The sequence below is a fragment of the Sphingobacterium sp. WOUb80 genome (assembly GCF_050058145.1).
In the GTDB taxonomy this organism is placed as follows: Bacteria; Bacteroidota; Bacteroidia; order Sphingobacteriales; family Sphingobacteriaceae; genus Sphingobacterium.
Genome location: NZ_CP165617.1, coordinates 2,104,360 through 2,121,110, shown reverse-complemented (window position 1 = coordinate 2,121,110; position 16,751 = coordinate 2,104,360). Strand labels below are relative to the sequence as shown.

General features: G+C 44.0%; 20 protein-coding genes. 13 read left to right on the top strand and 7 right to left on the bottom strand.

Annotation, left to right across the window (positions count from 1 at the left end):
- Positions 1–4: 4 nt before the first annotated feature.
- Together AB1Z56_RS08720 and AB1Z56_RS08715 are read left to right on the top strand one after the other, a co-directional pair.
- Entirely contained in the window at positions 5–448 is a 444-nt protein-coding gene (locus AB1Z56_RS08720; RefSeq protein WP_426791747.1) for a DUF5675 family protein, read from the top strand.
- Positions 449–492: 44 nt separating this feature from the next.
- Positions 493–750, top strand: a complete 258-nt coding sequence (locus AB1Z56_RS08715) for a hypothetical protein (RefSeq protein ID WP_426791746.1) — start codon at positions 493–495, stop codon at positions 748–750.
- 221 nt (positions 751–971) lie between these two features.
- Here AB1Z56_RS08715 and AB1Z56_RS08710 read toward each other — a convergent pair whose 3' ends face one another.
- On the bottom strand, positions 972–1,538 hold the full coding sequence (locus tag AB1Z56_RS08710) for a hypothetical protein (RefSeq protein WP_426791745.1): 567 nt from the start codon (positions 1,536–1,538) through the stop codon (positions 972–974).
- Between the two features lie 163 nt (positions 1,539–1,701).
- On the opposite strand from AB1Z56_RS08710, the gene AB1Z56_RS08705 reads away from it, so the two are divergent.
- Both AB1Z56_RS08705 and AB1Z56_RS08700 read left to right on the top strand, forming a co-directional pair.
- Positions 1,702–3,117 (top strand): aldehyde dehydrogenase family protein, encoded by a 1,416-nt coding sequence (locus tag AB1Z56_RS08705; RefSeq protein WP_426791744.1) that lies wholly within the window; start codon positions 1,702–1,704, stop codon positions 3,115–3,117.
- A gap of 62 nt (positions 3,118–3,179) precedes the next feature.
- Positions 3,180–3,974 (top strand): helix-turn-helix domain-containing protein, encoded by a 795-nt coding sequence (locus AB1Z56_RS08700; RefSeq protein ID WP_426791743.1) that lies wholly within the window; start codon positions 3,180–3,182, stop codon positions 3,972–3,974.
- Positions 3,975–3,978: 4 nt separating this feature from the next.
- Here the strand turns inward: AB1Z56_RS08700 and AB1Z56_RS08695 are convergent, their stop codons facing one another.
- On the bottom strand, positions 3,979–4,329 hold the full coding sequence (locus AB1Z56_RS08695) for an SDR family NAD(P)-dependent oxidoreductase (RefSeq protein ID WP_426792386.1): 351 nt from the start codon (positions 4,327–4,329) through the stop codon (positions 3,979–3,981).
- A 137-nt stretch (positions 4,330–4,466) separates the two neighbouring features.
- Here AB1Z56_RS08695 and AB1Z56_RS08690 point away from each other — a divergent pair, with 137 nt between their 5' ends.
- The 5 genes from AB1Z56_RS08690 to AB1Z56_RS08670 all read left to right on the top strand — a co-directional run bounded on the left by AB1Z56_RS08690 (position 4,467) and on the right by AB1Z56_RS08670 (position 9,218).
- Positions 4,467–4,727 carry a hypothetical protein gene (locus tag AB1Z56_RS08690; RefSeq protein ID WP_426791742.1) on the top strand — a complete coding sequence of 87 codons (261 nt, stop codon included), beginning with the start codon at positions 4,467–4,469 and terminating at the stop codon, positions 4,725–4,727.
- Positions 4,728–4,847: 120 nt separating this feature from the next.
- Positions 4,848–5,624, top strand: coding sequence for an SDR family NAD(P)-dependent oxidoreductase (locus AB1Z56_RS08685; protein ID WP_426791741.1), 777 nt, complete (start codon positions 4,848–4,850; stop codon positions 5,622–5,624).
- 60 nt (positions 5,625–5,684) lie between these two features.
- Positions 5,685–6,605, top strand: a complete 921-nt coding sequence (locus AB1Z56_RS08680) for a helix-turn-helix domain-containing protein (protein WP_426791740.1) — start codon at positions 5,685–5,687, stop codon at positions 6,603–6,605.
- Positions 6,606–6,822: 217 nt separating this feature from the next.
- Positions 6,823–8,142 carry an NAD(P)-dependent benzaldehyde dehydrogenase MdlD gene (mdlD, locus tag AB1Z56_RS08675; RefSeq protein ID WP_426791739.1) on the top strand — a complete coding sequence of 440 codons (1,320 nt, stop codon included), beginning with the start codon at positions 6,823–6,825 and terminating at the stop codon, positions 8,140–8,142.
- 425 nt (positions 8,143–8,567) lie between these two features.
- A complete protein-coding gene (locus tag AB1Z56_RS08670) occupies positions 8,568–9,218 on the top strand; it encodes a transcriptional regulator (RefSeq protein ID WP_426791738.1) in 651 nt (216 codons plus the stop codon).
- Between the two features lie 56 nt (positions 9,219–9,274).
- On the opposite strand, the gene AB1Z56_RS08665 is transcribed toward AB1Z56_RS08670, so the two are convergent.
- The 3 genes from AB1Z56_RS08665 to AB1Z56_RS08655 form a co-directional block, all read right to left on the bottom strand.
- A complete protein-coding gene (locus tag AB1Z56_RS08665; protein WP_426791737.1) occupies positions 9,275–10,273 on the bottom strand; it encodes a helix-turn-helix domain-containing protein in 999 nt (332 codons plus the stop codon).
- Between the two features lie 10 nt (positions 10,274–10,283).
- Positions 10,284–11,279, bottom strand: coding sequence for an aldo/keto reductase (locus AB1Z56_RS08660; RefSeq protein WP_426791736.1), 996 nt, complete (start codon positions 11,277–11,279; stop codon positions 10,284–10,286).
- Between the two features lie 164 nt (positions 11,280–11,443).
- Positions 11,444–12,685: a tyrosine-type recombinase/integrase gene (locus AB1Z56_RS08655; protein ID WP_426791735.1), complete on the bottom strand. Its 1,242-nt coding sequence runs from the start codon at positions 12,683–12,685 to the stop codon at positions 11,444–11,446.
- Positions 12,686–12,979: 294 nt separating this feature from the next.
- On the opposite strand from AB1Z56_RS08655, the gene AB1Z56_RS08650 reads away from it, so the two are divergent.
- The 4 genes from AB1Z56_RS08650 (at position 12,980) to AB1Z56_RS08635 (ending at position 14,942) form a co-directional block, all read left to right on the top strand.
- The gene (locus AB1Z56_RS08650; RefSeq protein ID WP_426791734.1) at positions 12,980–13,147 is read left to right on the top strand and encodes a hypothetical protein; all 168 of its coding nucleotides are present in this window, start codon (positions 12,980–12,982) and stop codon (positions 13,145–13,147) included.
- Positions 13,137–13,532, top strand: a complete 396-nt coding sequence (locus AB1Z56_RS08645; RefSeq protein ID WP_426791733.1) for a response regulator transcription factor — start codon at positions 13,137–13,139, stop codon at positions 13,530–13,532. The genes AB1Z56_RS08650 and AB1Z56_RS08645 overlap by 11 nt, the downstream gene beginning before the upstream one ends.
- 14 nt (positions 13,533–13,546) lie before the next feature.
- Positions 13,547–14,416, top strand: coding sequence for a helix-turn-helix domain-containing protein (locus AB1Z56_RS08640; protein WP_426791732.1), 870 nt, complete (start codon positions 13,547–13,549; stop codon positions 14,414–14,416).
- 265 nt (positions 14,417–14,681) lie between these two features.
- Positions 14,682–14,942 (top strand): hypothetical protein, encoded by a 261-nt coding sequence (locus tag AB1Z56_RS08635; protein ID WP_426791731.1) that lies wholly within the window; start codon positions 14,682–14,684, stop codon positions 14,940–14,942.
- 211 nt (positions 14,943–15,153) lie between these two features.
- Here the strand turns inward: AB1Z56_RS08635 and AB1Z56_RS08630 are convergent, their stop codons facing one another.
- Positions 15,154–16,089 (bottom strand): 1-phosphofructokinase family hexose kinase, encoded by a 936-nt coding sequence (locus AB1Z56_RS08630; RefSeq protein WP_426791730.1) that lies wholly within the window; start codon positions 16,087–16,089, stop codon positions 15,154–15,156.
- A gap of 4 nt (positions 16,090–16,093) precedes the next feature.
- Complete coding sequence (locus AB1Z56_RS08625; protein WP_426791729.1) at positions 16,094–16,489, bottom strand: DUF1398 domain-containing protein; 396 nt, start codon at positions 16,487–16,489, stop codon at positions 16,094–16,096.
- Positions 16,490–16,751 lie beyond the last annotated feature (262 nt).

Sequence of the window (16,751 nt, the reverse complement as noted above, 5' to 3'; positions counted from 1 at the left end):
GCGTATGAAATCAACGATAAAAGTACTTCGCACAAAACAGGGCAAGCATAGCACGTTGTCCGAGATCTACCTGAACAATCAGTTTGTCTGCTACGGCCTGGAGAATATTCCGCGCCCCGTGAAAATAAGGGGTGAGACCGCCATACCTACCGGGCATTACCCGCTGGGTTTTAACCGCGATGGGGCAATGAATGGCCGTTATTATGACGACTATCCAGCGATGCACCGGGGTATGCTTGAAATAGTTGATGTTCAGAATTTTAGCTATGTCTACTTCCATAAAGGAAACAGTTACAAAGAGACTGCTGGCTGCATCCTGGTAGGCGCGCAATATGTGCTGGAAGATGGCGATTATCGCCTGCTAGCCTCGGGCGTCGCCTACAAAAAGTTCTACCCGCTTGTGGTCGAACTGATGGCCCAGGGGCTCGTCGAAGTACAAGTCGAGTGAACGAGTTTGCTGTCCTAAAATTGATCATCCATAAAAAAGTAATCATGAAAAAGATCTTCAATAAAATAGGACAGGTGCTGCAGCTTTTGCTGGCGGCACCTGTCAAACTACCGGGCAAGGTGGGCAATGTAATAAAATACCTGGCCTTGGGACTTGGCATCGTCGAAACGGTATTGGATGAGGCTAAGCCGCGGCCGGAGGTAGATGATAAGGATCCTTCGGCCGGCGCCACGGAGAACAGTCCTGTTAGAAATGCAACCGAAAATACCGTAGAAAGGAGCGAGATGGATGAAAGTGAATGATTTCCGCGTTTCGGCCATCGGTGGTACCATCTGTTCGATTTGGGCGAGTATTTCGCTGGGGGATGTGCTGCAGACCGCCCTGACGGCGGCATTGGGTACTCTGGTCAGTTTCGCGACAAGTAGGCTACTGGCGAAACTAGGTAAACGGAAAAGATAAATTTGAATAAAACGGCGCGCAGTATCGTGCGCCGTTTTACACGATATGCGTCAACTGATTGGAGTCATTCCTGTTGGTAGACCATGTTTTTATGGAGACAATGTTCTTCCCAAGACATTGTTATAAGCCGACTATGGCCGTTCTGGGGAATAATACGTTTTGATGTCGGCAGATAAAAATGGTTTTTATTTCCACTTTTAAGGGTATCGCGAAGATCGGGGATCTTTTTGAGGCTGCGCTGCAAGGCGGAAAAAAATGCTTTTGCGGATTTGTCCGCTTGCTTCATGATCTGACGCAAGTGGATAATTTCCCTTGTCCGCTCAGTTTCATAGCCCCCACTTCCTGCAATGGTATATTCGGCTACAGGCGAATCATAGAAGATACCTGAATCTACGACAATTTCCTGATCTGAAAAAGGATAGGTGGACAGGTAAAATCCATGATAATCTGCTGATGTAAAGCTTTCCAAAAACGCCGACTGATTTTCCTTGCTATATTTTACATAATTGCGCTTGCTTGAATGGCGGTTGATCTTCTCAACATAAGCATGCGCTTGATGTTTTTCCATCGTTGCCTCGCAATACTGAAAAAACAGCTCCGCAGGTATAGCAATCCAAAAGTATTGACTCATTTTCTTTCTTGTGTTTATGTAATTACCATCCTGTCCATTAGCTAAGTAAATATACTAAAAGAAATGTTGATAGGATTGAGCTTTTTTGCAAAGTATAATTGAGCTTTTTTACCAAGTTGAATAAAAAGGCTACAGCTAAATTTGTATTATAAATAGAAACAAAATGAAAACAGTCAATAAGATTTACAGCAACGGGGAATTTGTAAGCCCGCATGGTACGGAAATTTATAATCTCATCAATCCGGCTAATAACCAAAAGATCGGTGAACTCACTTTAGCGGATGCAATAGACACTAAAAACGCCATTGCTGCAGCTAAGGTTGCTTTCCGGACCTTTTCAAAATCCACCGTTTCGGAACGTATCGGTTATTTAACAAAACTGAAAACGGCAATTGAGAAGAGAAAACAGGATTTTATAGATTCGATGATCGAAGAGTATGGCGGAACGCATCAATTTGTCACCATGAGCAACGCGCATACCGGAGCCTGGTTTGACAGTATGATCGAAGTGCTCAACAGTTTTGAATTTGAACGAACAATTAACGCGGCATTGGTGCGATTGCAGCCTGTCGGTGTTGTGGCTATTATTACACCTTGGAATGCCAGTAACAGTTCAGTAGCCAGTAAAGTGGCTACCGCAATCGCCGCAGGATGTACCGTAGTAGTCAAACCCAGTGAAATGAGTGCTCTGCAGACGCAAGTGCTGATGGAAGCTTTTCACGATGCGGGTTTACCAAATGGTGTTATCAATGTGGTAACCGGTCTCGGAAATGTAGTGGGCACGGAATTAACCGAGAATCCCGGAATTGCCAAAATTTCATTTACAGGTTCTACAGCCGTAGGAAAATCCATCGCTAAACAAGCGGTAGATACCATGAAACGCATCACGCTCGAACTGGGCGGAAAATCGCCCAATATTATACTGGATGATGCAGACCTCGAGAAAGCAATTCCGATGGCCGTATACGGCGCTTATATGAACAGCGGTCAGGCCTGTATAGCGCCGACAAGGCTCCTGGTGCCACAGGATAAGCTCGATCAGGTAAATGTCCTAGCAAAGGCCACTGCGGAAAGTATGGTTGTCGGTCTGCCACAAAATGCAGATACCAACATCGGACCGATGGTGAGCGTGAAGCAGTTTGATCGCGTACAGCAGTATATTAAAATGGGTATAGAGGAAGGGGCAACCTTGTTGACCGGTGGATTGGGAAAACCTGAAGGTCTGGAAGAGGGCAATTTTGTGAAAGCCACCATTTTTACAAATGTCAGCAATGCGATGACCATTGCGCGGGAAGAAATTTTTGGTCCCGTTCTGAGTATAATACCTTATCCAACTGAAGCGGAAGCCATAGAAATAGCCAATGATACGCCTTATGGACTAGCAGCATACATCTCATCGGCGGATAGCGAAAGGGCAAAACGTGTGGCCGCAGAAATCGATGCCGGACGGATCTGTATCAATGGATTCAGTCACGACCCCATGGTTCCGTTTGGCGGATTCAAGCAGTCGGGCATCGGACGGGAATATGGCGTATATGGTTTGCAACCTTACCTTGAAATCAAAGCCGTACTAAGCTAATTTTTTATACATTTGACAAAGCGTTGTCGTACGAACGGCGCTTTGTCTTGATTGATAGTCTTATGATAGAAAATTCGGATATTGTCTATTCCTGTTACCACCAGGTGAGCAGAAAAGGGGAAAATTTTGTGGCTCAGCATACGATTTCTTATCAGCTATCGGGAAGTTTTATGTTGTCCGACAATAAAGACAAGCATATTGCGCATCCGGGCGATTTTCATCTCATCAGAAAGAACCAGCTGGTGAAATTTGCAAAAATTCCACCACCAAACGGCGCCTGCGAAAGTCTGAATATCTATTTGAGTGACGAAACGCTAAAGAATTTTGCGCATGAGTATCAGCTGAGATCCGAACACTCAACCGTAACGGAAGCGCTGGTTAAAATTGATGTCAATGCGGTTCTCGAAAATTTTATCGCGTCGCTGAAGGCCCTTCTCCAAAGCAATTTGAATAATAAATCACTCACCGATCTGAAAATTAAGGAACTTTTGTTGATCCTCCTTCAGACGAAACCGGAGCTCAAAAATATCCTGTTTGATTTTTCTGAACCGCATAAAATAGACCTGGAAGCCTTTATGAACCAAAACTACAGGTATAACGTCAATTTAGAGCGTTTTGCTCGGCTCACAGGGAGAAGCCTAGCCACGTTTAAGCGCGATTTTGAAAAGGTTTTTCAAACCTCGCCGTACCAATGGATACTGAAAAAAAGGCTGGACGAAGCACATTATCTCCTAAAAGAAGAGAAGCGCGCTGCTTCGGACATCTTTGTTGATCTGGGCTTTGAAGATCTGTCGCATTTTTCCCATGTTTTTAAAAAACAGTTTGGCTACAGCCCCAAAAATCTAGCTAAAATTTAAAGGGCTAAGCGGCGTTCTGAACTTCTTTCTTTATTGATATACCCCTTAAATTGGCTCCGTCGCTTGGTTTAATTTTGAAATACTCGATTAAGGATAGCAGTGATAAGCCAGCAATTAACTGTAGTGCCAAGCTAAAATCCCGCATGTGGTAAACGCTGTCCCGATAATAGCTGCTTGCCAGGTGCAGGGTTACCGCTCCCAGGGCGAATTTTGTCACATGATACATGGAATTTAGCGGGAATCCCATAAATCCACCAATGGATGTGGTCGAAATAAATAAACCACTTTTCTGTGCTCTAAAATGGGGAATAAAGGGTTGTGTGACCCGCAATACCCCCAATAGATTGGTGTTGATTTGGCACGATTATTTGTTGTAATTCGTTATAAAAAAGTATGAAATGGGAAGCTCATTGGTGCCCCATTCATATACTTTTTAGGGTATTCGTATTGGCGTAATTGCTGTATTTTAAAAATTTTAGAAGGTCTATATTTATGCAAGGCACAATTGACGGGATAAGCGGGGAACCACATCGTTCACAGGTGTTCCGTTTAACTTACAAAGGACAGGATTATCAGCTGGTGTTGCTGAAAAAGTCTTTATCAAAGCTCGATACGGAATTACCAATTTTGCTTGATGGAATTGAGCAAAAACTAGTAAAAAAAGGCGAATGCTGGTTTTTTGAAAACAGGCATTCGGATCAGCACTTTGCGACAGAGATTTGGCGCAACCTATCCCTTCGATATCGCCTGTAAGGCTAAAATTTAATCAAACCTGAATCTACCCTCGATTTGGTTAGAAAGTTCCTCGATTCGACTACAATTGAACAGCTGTAGATGTTGAAATTTGTCTTGTTATAATTAAAATAAATAGACATGAAGACAAATGAAACAAAAGTTGCTCTTGTTACTGGTGCCAATACAGGTGTAGGCTTTCAGATTGCCAAAGCCCTTGCTGAAAATGGATATGAAGTTTTTGTCGGATCACGCAATTTACAGAAAGGGGAAGATGCCGCCAGGCAGATAGGCGGTCAAACGCAGGCTATTCAGCTCGATATCACCGACAATAATTCAATCCGCAATGCGGTACGTAAAATTGAAGATGCGTTTGGGTACTTGACATTGTTGGTCAATAATGCCGCCATTTCAAACGCAGGGATTCCCGGCCGTACCATGTGGGAAATTCTGGGTGCCCAGAAGGCAAGCAGCACATCCATAGCAGAGATGCGCCAGGTTTGGGAAACCAATGTCTTTGGCACCCTTGCCATCACACAGGCATTGTTGCCCTTGCTGCGCAATGCTAAAGCATCCAGGATCGTCACAGTCTCCAGTTCACTGGGTTCACTGACCCTGAATGCTGATCCCGAAAATGCCTTCCGGAGCGGATTTGACGCTGTTTACGGGGCCTCCAAGACAGCTTTGAATGGTGTTTTTCTATCGCTGGCAAATGAACTGGAAGGTACCCATGTTAAGGTAAATCTGGTAAGTCCGGGCTTTACGGCTACAGCGCTGAATAATTTTGAAGGTACAGATACGGTAGAAGAGGGGTCACGTGAGCCAATACGCGTTGCGCTGGCCGAAGATATACCCAATGGGAGTTTTACGGGACCGGCTACCTATCGTACAGCACAGGGCAGTCAAGTTCCCTGGTAGTATCACGCACAGGAAGACCTGTAACTTCATCGGTTACAGGTTTTTTTATAAATTTAATGTATGAAAAAGAAAGAGGATAAGTTAAGGCGTTTTATATCTATAGCAGAGAGCCATGAAGCTTTTGGACTGCCAAAACCGCAGCATCCGCTGATCAGTCTGGTTCATTTCAATCAGGAGAATCCGTTCAATAAGGATATGGCTCCGATATACGATGTGCTCAGTTTCTACAAAATAACGTTTATAACAAAGAACAGCGGAAAACTCAAGTACGGCCGGGGCTACTATGACTTTAATGATGGCAGCATGCTTTTCTTTGCACCCAACCAGCTGGTCGGCAGCACCGAGTATAATCGGGATACCTATGCTTACCTGCTGCTGATTCATCCTGACTTTTTCCTGGGTTCCCCCTTAGCGCAAAAAATGAAGAAGTACGGCTATTTTTCCTATTCGGTCAACGAAGCATTGCATTTATCGGATCAGGAAAGAGAGACGATGATCGCGATCCTGACGATCATGAAAAATGAACTGGACAACCGGATAGACGAATTTAGCCAAGAAGTCATTCTTTCCCAGATTGAGTTAATGCTGAGCTATGTCAACCGGTTTTACAAACGGCAGTTCATTACCCGAAAAAATGTAAACAATGATATTTTGCAGCGGGCAGAAGCGCTGCTCGATGAGTACCTGGACAATCATCATCCAGCTGTTCATGGTGTACCTACGGTGCATTTTCTGTCCGAACAGCTGCATCTTTCGGCGGGTTATCTAAGTGATATGCTGCGCACGCTTATTGGTCAGAATACCCAACAGTATATTCACCATAAACTCATTGAAAAAGCAAAGGATAAATTAGCGTCGACACAGCTCACTGTCAACGAAATCGCTTACGAACTGGGTTTTGAGCATGCGCAAAGTTTCAGCAAACTGTTCAAGAAGAAAACCACCCAGACACCGCTTGAATTTAGGGCGATGTTCAATTGAAAACAGGCGATCGAAAGGCCATAAGACAGCCTTTCAGCGTATTATTTGAAGAAATCGTCCCGTATCAGTTTATATGTTTACGGAAATTATATTTTACACAATATAAATTCTGCCTACCTTTATTAGTATAAAAGCAACAGGTTCTGTTCTGGAAGATCGACAGGGGCCAAACATTTTATCCGGATAAAGTGTTTAAAATTGCGCAAAGCACTAACATATGACAACAGAAATCCAAAACAAAATAAAAGCGGTATTCGAAAAACAAAAGGAATTTTTCGGTACGCAGGCAACCAAGGATATTGCATTCCGTAAAGAACAATTGCAAAATTTCCGCAAAGTGTATGCAAGTTATACCGATGCGATCTGTGAAGCGGTGTATATCGATCTTGGAAAAAGTAGGGCAGAGGCGGAATATGTCGAAGTTCAGATTGTGCTCAGTGAACTGGATGATATGATCGAAAATATGGAAGAATGGGTAAAACCGACCTTCGTCGAATCCAAACCGCATCCTTCTGGAGCCGAAGTCATCAGTAAATACATTTATGAGCCTTATGGGGTAAATTACATCATCGGTCCCTTCAATTATCCGGTGCAGCTGACCTTCAGTCCGCTGATCGGTGCGCTGATGGCGGGAAACACCGCGATCATCAAACCTTCTGAAAATACACCGCATGTGGCACAGGTCATTGAAGATATTATTACCGAAGCCTTTGACGAAAAATATGTAGCTGTTTTTCAGGGCGCTATTGAAGAAAATACCTATCTATTGAGCCTTGCTTTCGATTACATTTTCTTTACGGGAAGCCCGAATGTGGGGAAAATTGTCATGAAGGCCGCTGCGGAGCAGCTGATTCCGCTCACCTTGGAACTGGGTGGTAAATCCCCGACGATTGTGCACCAAGATGCCGACCTGGAGAAAGCCGTTCAGCGCGTTGCTGCCGGCAAATGGATCAATTGTGGTCAGACCTGTGTGGCTCCAGATTATGTCTATGTACATGAGTCTGTAAAAACGGAATTTATCGGTCAGTTTAAATCGTACCTTAAAGCGACTTACAACGACGAATCTTTAGGGAAGATCGGCAAGATCGTAAGTCAGCATCAGATCAAGAATCTAGCTGGATACCTGGATGTGGCTCCCGAAAAAGTGATTTATGGAGGCAGATATGATCTGGAAACACGGCATTTTGAAGCAACCCTGATGGACGATGTCAACTGGAATGACGCGGTCATGCAGCAGGAAATTTTTGGTCCGATCCTGCCTATTTTGACCTACAGCACCATCGATGAGGTACTGAAGGAGATCAATAGCAGACCCAAACCATTGGCACTTTATGTATTTTCTGAAAACCAGCAGTTTGCCGACAATGTGATCGCGAGGACCACCAGCGGCGATGCGGAGATTAACAGTACATTGATCCACGTTGGCTCACATTATCTTCCGTTTGGTGGCGTAGGAACTTCGGGAATGGGAAAATACCATGGTAAATTCAGCCTTGAAAATTTTAGCCATCAGCGCTCGATCCTACAGGTGAAATAACGAGTATTCACGAAAGCTCCCCAATTGGGACTGCCGCAATGTTCCGGTCCCGGTTTGCTGCCCTTTAAATCTGTGGGTGATGACAGCCAACTGTTTGATTTTTGTAATCTATTGTTTCTATTTCGTTACTGTCACGGTTGATTGAAGTGCTAATTTTGTCTTATAAATAAATCAAATATGAAGACAGATAAAGTATGGTTTATAACAGGGGCATCCAAAGGAATGGGGCTAGCACTGGTCAAAAAACTCATCGAAAAGGACTATAGCGTAGCGGCGACTATGAATTAATCTTCAGCGGATTGTAAATACCATGCACTAAATATCGAACAATAGGCGAATAGAACGGACAAAATTGTAATTTACATCCGGATGAGATCTCCATATTTAGATCTTAACAGTTTTGAAATAACGGCTTAAAAACAATCATGATGAAAAAATATTCTTGTATACTACTGCTTTTTGTTGCTGCAGTGGGTAGCCTGCGTGCCCAGACGGTGACAGCCAAATTGGTTCCGCTCCGTTTGGCGGCAAGCTTCGAACGCGTAAAAGAGTCCCTTCCGAATATGGCCGGCCAGTTTGTGGACAGCAAAATGAAAATCACGGCCCTGGAAAGCACAGATTCCACGGCCAGCTTTGAAATCGAGGAACAGGGAATAAGTATTGAAACAGTTGTGGACAACGAAAAAGAGTATAATAAACTGGTCGCGGCAGCAGCAAAAGATGTTTCAAAGCCAAGTATTCATCTGCTGTATACCTATACGTTAAAGAACAAAAAATTGAAGGTGCCGCCGCCGAGAAAAATCTTTTTCGCTCCGGAGTATGGGGTACTCTGGACCTTGATCGTAAAAAAAGTAGCTGAAAAGGAAACCGAAATTGTCCTGCACTACAAATCGCTATCGCCGGCATTCGCCGAGAAAATCGAAAGCGAATTTGAAAGCGATACTTATTACAGCCACAAAATCGTAAAAATCGATGTCAATGATAAGCGTATGCATCACCTGATCAACGAGGTTTTGATCAATCAGATGCATGTCGACAGGGACTATCCGGCGCCATCATATCCCGCGCGAAATTAATCCTTCGCCGTCGATTTGCTCGCGAGCAGGTCAAATGGGAGAATATGCCACGCCTGCTAAAGATTGTTTAAGCTCATCCTTCTTCTAAATTCAAGGGGTGAGAGTTCCGTTTTCTTTTTGAATAGCCGATTGAGTGACTGCGGCTGTTCAAAACCGAGCTGGTAGGCAATCTCCGCAACGGAAAGTTCGGACCTGGACAGCAGATCCTTTGCCTTTTCAATGAGTTTATGCTGGATATGGTTCTGTGCGCTCTCTCCGGTCTGCGAACGTAATAAATCGCTTAAATAGTTTTTCGACATGTTGAGCCGCTCGGCAAAATAGCCCACCTGGGGTAAACCGCTACGCCCGGTTTCATCGTTGAGGTACTCATCCAGCAGCTGTTCGAAGCGACTGACCAGGGGTACATTGTGCACTTTACGGGTAATAAACTGCCGGTTGTAAAACCGCTGCGAATAGACCAGCAGCAGGTCGATAAAACTGACAATGGCATCCTGGCTATAGCTGTCAATCGGACTGTCATATTCGCTCAAAATCCCTTTTCCGATATTTCGGATCTGCTCTTTTTCCCGGTCGGACAGAAAAAGTGCTTCGTTGACTTCATAGTCGAAAAAACTATAGCTGCCGATTTTGTTGGCCAGATCGTAGGTGCGGATAAAGTCGGGATGAAAAACAAGGGAATATCCGACTTCGGCAGAGGCAGTCGTGGGGTCAACGCTGATGGTCTGCCCCGGTTTAAAGAAGGTCATCAGGCCTTCCCTAAAATCGTATTGATGGGGTCCATACCGCAATACGCATTGCGCATCTTCTTTGACAGAAATGCAGTATAGGTTGAGCTGAAAGGTGGTCTCGACCGATGGATGCGTAGGTTTGTTCTGTGAGAAATCGGTGATGCTAAAAAGCGGATGCCGGGGTTTGGGCAGCTGCAGCGCTTCATGATAGTCGGTGATGCTATTGACCCTGATCAGTACTGATTCTTTCTTTGACATGCTTATATTGCCTGTTAATTGATAAACGAATTTAAGTAAAATGCCATGCGCTTTCTGCAACCATGGCATTTATATTTTTTTAGGACTGCAAGGGCATGCTGACATCTCGCGATCCAGTATCCAGGCCAACGGGCAGAATCGCTTCAATGCGTTGCAGTTCTTGGTCGGTCAGGAGGATGTCGGTTGCGGCGATATTCTGCTCCACATAGCGCACTCTTTTTGTGCCCGGTATCGGCACGATTCCCTTCTGGATGAGCCAGGCCAGAGCCAGCTGGGACGAGGTGACGCCTTTTTCTCTGCCGATTTGTTCGAGCTCGCGGACCAGATCGAGGTTTTTATAAAACTGCTCACCCTGAAACCGGGGGATCAGTCTGCGGAAATCATCTTCGGGGATATCGTCCGGCGATTTGATCTCACCGGTAATAAATCCGCGGCCCAGAGGGGAGTAGGCCACGAGGCCGATACCCAGCTCTTGAGTCAGATCGTATACACCATTGGTCTCCACTTCGCGTCCGAATAGGGAGATTTCATTCTGTACAGCGCTGATCGGGAAGGTTGCATGTGCTTTTTGGATCTGTTCGGCACTGACTTCTGAAATGCCTAGATACCTGACCTTGCCCGCTGTAACCAGTTCGCCCATGGCACCGACAGTTTCCTCAATCGGTACATTCGGATCGGGGCGGTGCATATAATAGAGGTCAATTACATCGGTATCGAGGTTTTTTAGCGAACGCTCGACAGACTTCCGGATATAATCCGGACGGCCGTTGATGCGCCAGGTCACCTGTTCGTTATCATCAATCTCAAAGCCGAATTTGCTGGCCAGGATAAATTGATCGCGTTGGCCGCGTATAGCTTTGGAAATCAATCTTTCGTTTGCAAATGGACCATAAAGATCGGCTGTATCCAAAAAGTTGCCGCCCAGTTCCAGTGACCGAAGGATGGTAGCGATGGATTCCTGCTCGTCGGCCTTGCCGTAGATATCGCCTGTGGATGCAAAACTGCTCATCCCCATGCAGCCTAAGCCGATCATCGGAATTTCGAGTCCCTGCTTGCCTAATTTTCTTGTTTTCATCTGCTTCTCATTTTTGTTACCCAAATTTACAGCGTAGGACCGGCCGCAGGCTTATCCCAATTACAGAATGTTGTAACTGAATTACAGATCTTAACAGGTTGTTTCCGTTTAATACCAGATGACCGGAGGCAGTTTATTCCAATTGCCACGAAATAGCAATTCGGTTAAGCGACTCTGAATTTTTCTTTATAAGCATCTTCGAGGTACTGTCCCAAGGTTCTTGTCCTTTCTGTATCAATGGTACTGATGTACCGATGAAACATCTGCTCGGTACTGTGACCTGTGGCTTCCATCAATAGCGGTGTGGGGATTTTACCGTAAAAATTTGAGGCAAAGCTTCTTCTTCCGATGTGGCTTGTAATCGCTTCCCATTTTTGGACAAACATTTCTATAGCGCGGAAGCCCTTTCTTTTGCGGACTTTGACCAGGCTATTGATACCGGCAAGTTCCGCCACTTCTTTGATCTGCAGATTATACTTCTGTGCGGTAAGCTTCTGCGGAAATACATTTAAATTTCCGGATAGGATGGTGAGTGGAACCGGATGCAGGGGCAGCAGGATTTCCTTTTGCGTTTTCTGCTGGACGAATGAGATACAGGGTTTTCCCTTGATTATTTCCAGGTTCTTGATATCGAAATTCATGAAATCAGAAATACGCTGTCCGGTGTAGCAGCTGATGATCAGCCAGTCGCGCGCTGCTTTTAGGCTTGGGGGAACATCCATTTCCTTGAGTTTGACCAGTTCATCCTCATTGAGGGTGACAAAAAGATTGACTTTCTTTTCCTTGGGAAGTTCAAGTTCATAGACGTAGGTTCTCATGCCTCGTTTTTCCAGAAAATTGAGTACCGTCCTGACAAAATGTATTGTCCGGCCGATCGTACTTTTATTATATTCTTCTATTCCGCCAAATTCGAGAAACTCTTTGACAAAGGCTGCATTGACTTCATGTAGCAGAAGGTGTTTTTGGCGATGTCCTTCAAAACGCTCGAGCAGATGGAGAAATACCCGGTACCGTTTGGAAGTCGGTTCGGAAATAAGGTGGGCACGGCTCCGGATATAGGCCTCTACATAGTCTAAAAGGCAATTGCTGGGGCGGCAGTTCTTTGTGCCATCACAATTTTCTCTGATGATCTTACGGAGTCTGGCATGCGAAATTTTGATTTTTTTTGCGGTGATAGTGCGCAGATATTCAGCGATGCTGATTTTGAGCTTATCGAGCTTGATGTTTAAATTTTTATTTTTTTTGAGGTAGATATTATGGGGACGTTGTTTTTCAAAATCCCATAATTCGGCAGCAATTTTAAGGGGAGTATTGATTACATGTTCCGTCTGAAAATCATCAAGGATCGTAAGGGATATTGTTGAAAAAGGAGAGGAGTATAGCAGCGTAAATTTAAAGTTTATCATTGGACGTAATTCTAGTTTTCTGAAAATAAATATATAAGTTTTTCAGAGAAGTCCAATTCAGACTACAGTCCCGATATTCAAATGTAACTATTTTACTTCACAAAAAATAATCTAATAAATATTATTAAAAACTACACCTTAATAGCCAGTCTTTTCATGATAAATTCTGTCTGAGCAGATAATTTGATTTTTTTATTCTTTATAAATCAGTCGATTGTAAAAAAGTAATGGTCTGAATTGGACTACAGTTCATCGTAACTAACGCATATTTTTCAAACTTAAACGCAGTCGAAAATGAACGATCAATTAAAGGATAAACAGAATTATATACCACCTGCAATCCATGTGACCATAGTGGAAATGGAAGATGCTTTCGGGGCTAAACAGGTGGCCTGTCGGGAGGGGACTGAACAGGACTATCTGGCTTTGGATATTTTGCAGAAGGGAGAAGATGCAAACTGAGATTGGACGGAAAATAAAAATAGCATTTGTGGACGATTGTCTGTTGCAGCGAACGCTTATGAAAATAGCGGTCGTCAACCATGAAGCATTTGATCTATGTTTCAATTGCAGCAATGGACTGGCGCTGCTGAAAGAACTTGAACGTACCGCTGATCTACCCGACGTATGCCTTGCAGATCTTCACATGCCTTTTATGAATGGGCATGAGGCGGCGCTTCATATCAGCGATAAATATCCATCGATCAAATTATTTGGTTATACGACGACAGATAATATCCTGGAACTCGAACGGTTTAAGGCCAACGGTGCACTTTTTATTTTCGATAAAACCAATCCGCGAATGACATTGGAAGAGATTAAATTTTGGTTTAATGACGACATCTGATCTTCATTAAGCAGGTGATAGATACACAGTATAGCGCATTGATGAACAGTAAGGCGATAGAATTTGAAATTATACAGTTAAAGGAATGGCAGCAGCAGCGCTTTCCCGGCTGGTATAGCGGTCAGGATCTTTTCCATATTCTGGTACCCTTTGATGCTATCGAGATCTGCCTGGAGCATGATTCTTTTAGCATCGAAGGCAACACGCTGATTTTTATTGGTCCGGCAAAAGATTTTACAGTAAGGCAATCCGCTACGACCGACGGATATTTGATCAGGTTTACTTCGCGGTTTTACGAAAGGTCTGCCCCAGATCGGACATTGATAAATTCGGGACTTTTTTTTGACAGTGAAAGATTTATAAGGGTCGTTAAAAACAGAATAAAACAGGAAGAGATGAGGATGCAGATCATGGAAAATATCCGGGGGTATCCGTCAGGGAATGCAGCTGTAGCTTCACTGCTTGTACATCACTTTATCGAATCACTCCTTTTACAGGGGATATGGGACATAGATTTTGATCAGGAACTGACCAGCGGTAAAGACAGTACGTTTCAGGGCATGGCTAACCATTTTTCTATACTGGTACACAAACATTGTAAGAAAAACTGCAACGTAAAATTCTATGCAGACAAATTGAATATCACACCAAGGAAGCTAACCATGCTATGTACTGAAGTCTGGAACAAAACGGCTAAAAATGCAATTATCGATATCGTTGTGAAAGAGTCACTGCGTTATATTGAACATACGGATCTTTCGATTTCCCAGATCTCCTATGAGATGGGGTTTTCAGAGGAATCCAATTTTCGTCATTTTATCAAAAAACATTCCGGCTCCAATCCGATTCAGTACCGCGAAAAAATGCGCAGAGCCATACAGTGATAAACACATGAAATACCTTTTTTGGGGGGAAAAGCAAGCAAAAAAAACTGGAACGAATCCCTTCGCTCTAGAGTCCATTAGTATTATCTTGAATAACAACTCGCAAAAAAGTTGTTATCCAAAAGTAAGGAGTTAAGCAGTGTGAAAGTAGGTGAAAAAAGGCAATAAACGTGTAAAAAACAACAGCTACATTTTTGAAAAACAGTTGGCTAAAAGAGCCAAGATTGGAAACGTAAAGAAACTTGGGTACTTAAAAAATTTGATTATGGAAAAATTTCAGGAACAGCGACAGGAAGATGATGCAGACAGTGGGCGTAAAATCAGTGAAGCTACCTTACAAGATGCGGAGATAAGACGGTTGCGGGAGAAACTCAAATCGCTCCTGGTCGGATTCGCTGCGCATAAGCTGGTCGGAGGTGAGCTTCGGCCATGTTTTACGGATCAAAAGATTCAGGAAGAATATGATCACACGGTTCTGCTGATCGAAGAGAGGCATGAGGAGATAAAAAGGTTGTTTGGGCGGTAAAAACAGGAAGAAAGAATAGAAAGCATAGGTCAGGTTTTCGCTTTGGGGGCTGTTGCCGCTGCGCGAACAGCTCCGCCCGGTGTTGGTCCAGGGAGCCGACGTGACGTTGTCCAATAGACTGACCGGTCTGCTGAACTGTGTCCTGCGGGCCGATGAGGTCAACAGACGGGGCGAAAGGCAGATCATCGACAGTAAGCTCGGGCTGACTTTTTTATTTTCTTTTAATTTCCGAAAATAGTCGATCAACATCTTTTTTAGCGAATAGGCCAGTTCCCTCCGCCATTGTTGTCGCTGAGCCACATGCAATTCCCATCTGAAGGACATGTTCGAGATCGCCTTGTTGCGCTAAGACAGACACCATGCCGGCGACCATACTGTCACCAGCTCCCACAGTACTACGTACTTTTACGACTGGGGAAGGTAGCTGGATTTTTTCTGTTTTTGAATACAATATAGCGCCCTGTGCACCTAGCGAGACCACGATTAGCGTAGCTTTCCCCTCCGAAATTAGCTGCTGGGCGGCTATATCCAGATCGGAATGCTCCAATTCCTCTTTTCCCACAAGAGCTGCGAGCTCGCCGGCATTCGGCTTGATTAAATAGACACCTTCCTCCAATGCAAGGCGAAGTGCATCCCCAGAGGTGTCAATAATTATTTTACTGCCCTTCGTTTTGTACGTATTGATCAGTGATCGTGTAAACTCAGGCGGCATACCAGCCGGCATACTACCGCTGATAACGACAAAATCCGGAACAGAGGTGAGTTCCTCAATTGAAGTCCTAATTCCCTCCAGTTCGTTGGATTCAACTTGTTCGCCTGGAAACCCGAATCGATATTGCTGATTGGTTGAGCTGTCAACCACGATAAAGTTTTCGCGGGTCTCGCCATTCACCCGAATAGGATCAATAGCAATATCTTCCAGTTTCAATAAGCTTTCGAGTAAACTGCCTGTCTTTCCCCCGGATGTAAAAAGGGCAGTTGAATCCAGACCAAGTCTTTTCAGGGCACGAGATACGTTAATTCCTCCGCCACCAGGCTGGTATATAGGCTTTTCACAGCGTAATTTCTTTTCAGGAACGATATGTTGTACGCTCGTACTCTTGTCTACGGATGGATTCAGGGTTATTGTTAAAATAGATTTTGCCATTTGTTTACGCTATATGTGGTATTTCTTCTGCCAGAATTTCATTTACGGCCTTATCATAGTATACACAGCTCATCTTGTCAAGAAAAACAGTCCATTTTTCGATACCACATGTTGCACACATCGCTATAAAAGTCGGATAATCTGTTTTGCCCTGCTGATGCTCTTTTAAACCTTTTTTGAACTGTTCTGCATCAACAGGTTCACCGATGGCCAATGGCTCATGACTAGCTGGAGAGCTGGCTTTGTAGTCATTAGGTCCATAATAATCGCTGTGGCCATCCGCAACAAAAACGTCGTAAGATGTTACGCCCAATTTTTTGATGTCCTGAATATAGGCTGGAAAGTCCGCACCTGATTTTACTTTGCTATGTGCAGTTTTAATTTGTGCTACTGTAAACATTTTACCTTGATTTATACGGGTTAGACCCTTTATTAAATTACAAACTCTCCCGTCAAAGGGTTAAGTAAATATACTAAAGAATCTCTTTGGCTCCCTTATAATCTAACAGAAATACTACCGCTAGAAGCTATGCTGTTCACTAAAATAGAATCACTGCATCTGCATAAGCTTTTAAAATCTTTTTGAATTCTTCGGGTTACTGGCCAAGCTGGGTAAACGGAAAAGATGAGTTGAACAAAAAGGCGCACGAAACCGTGCGCCT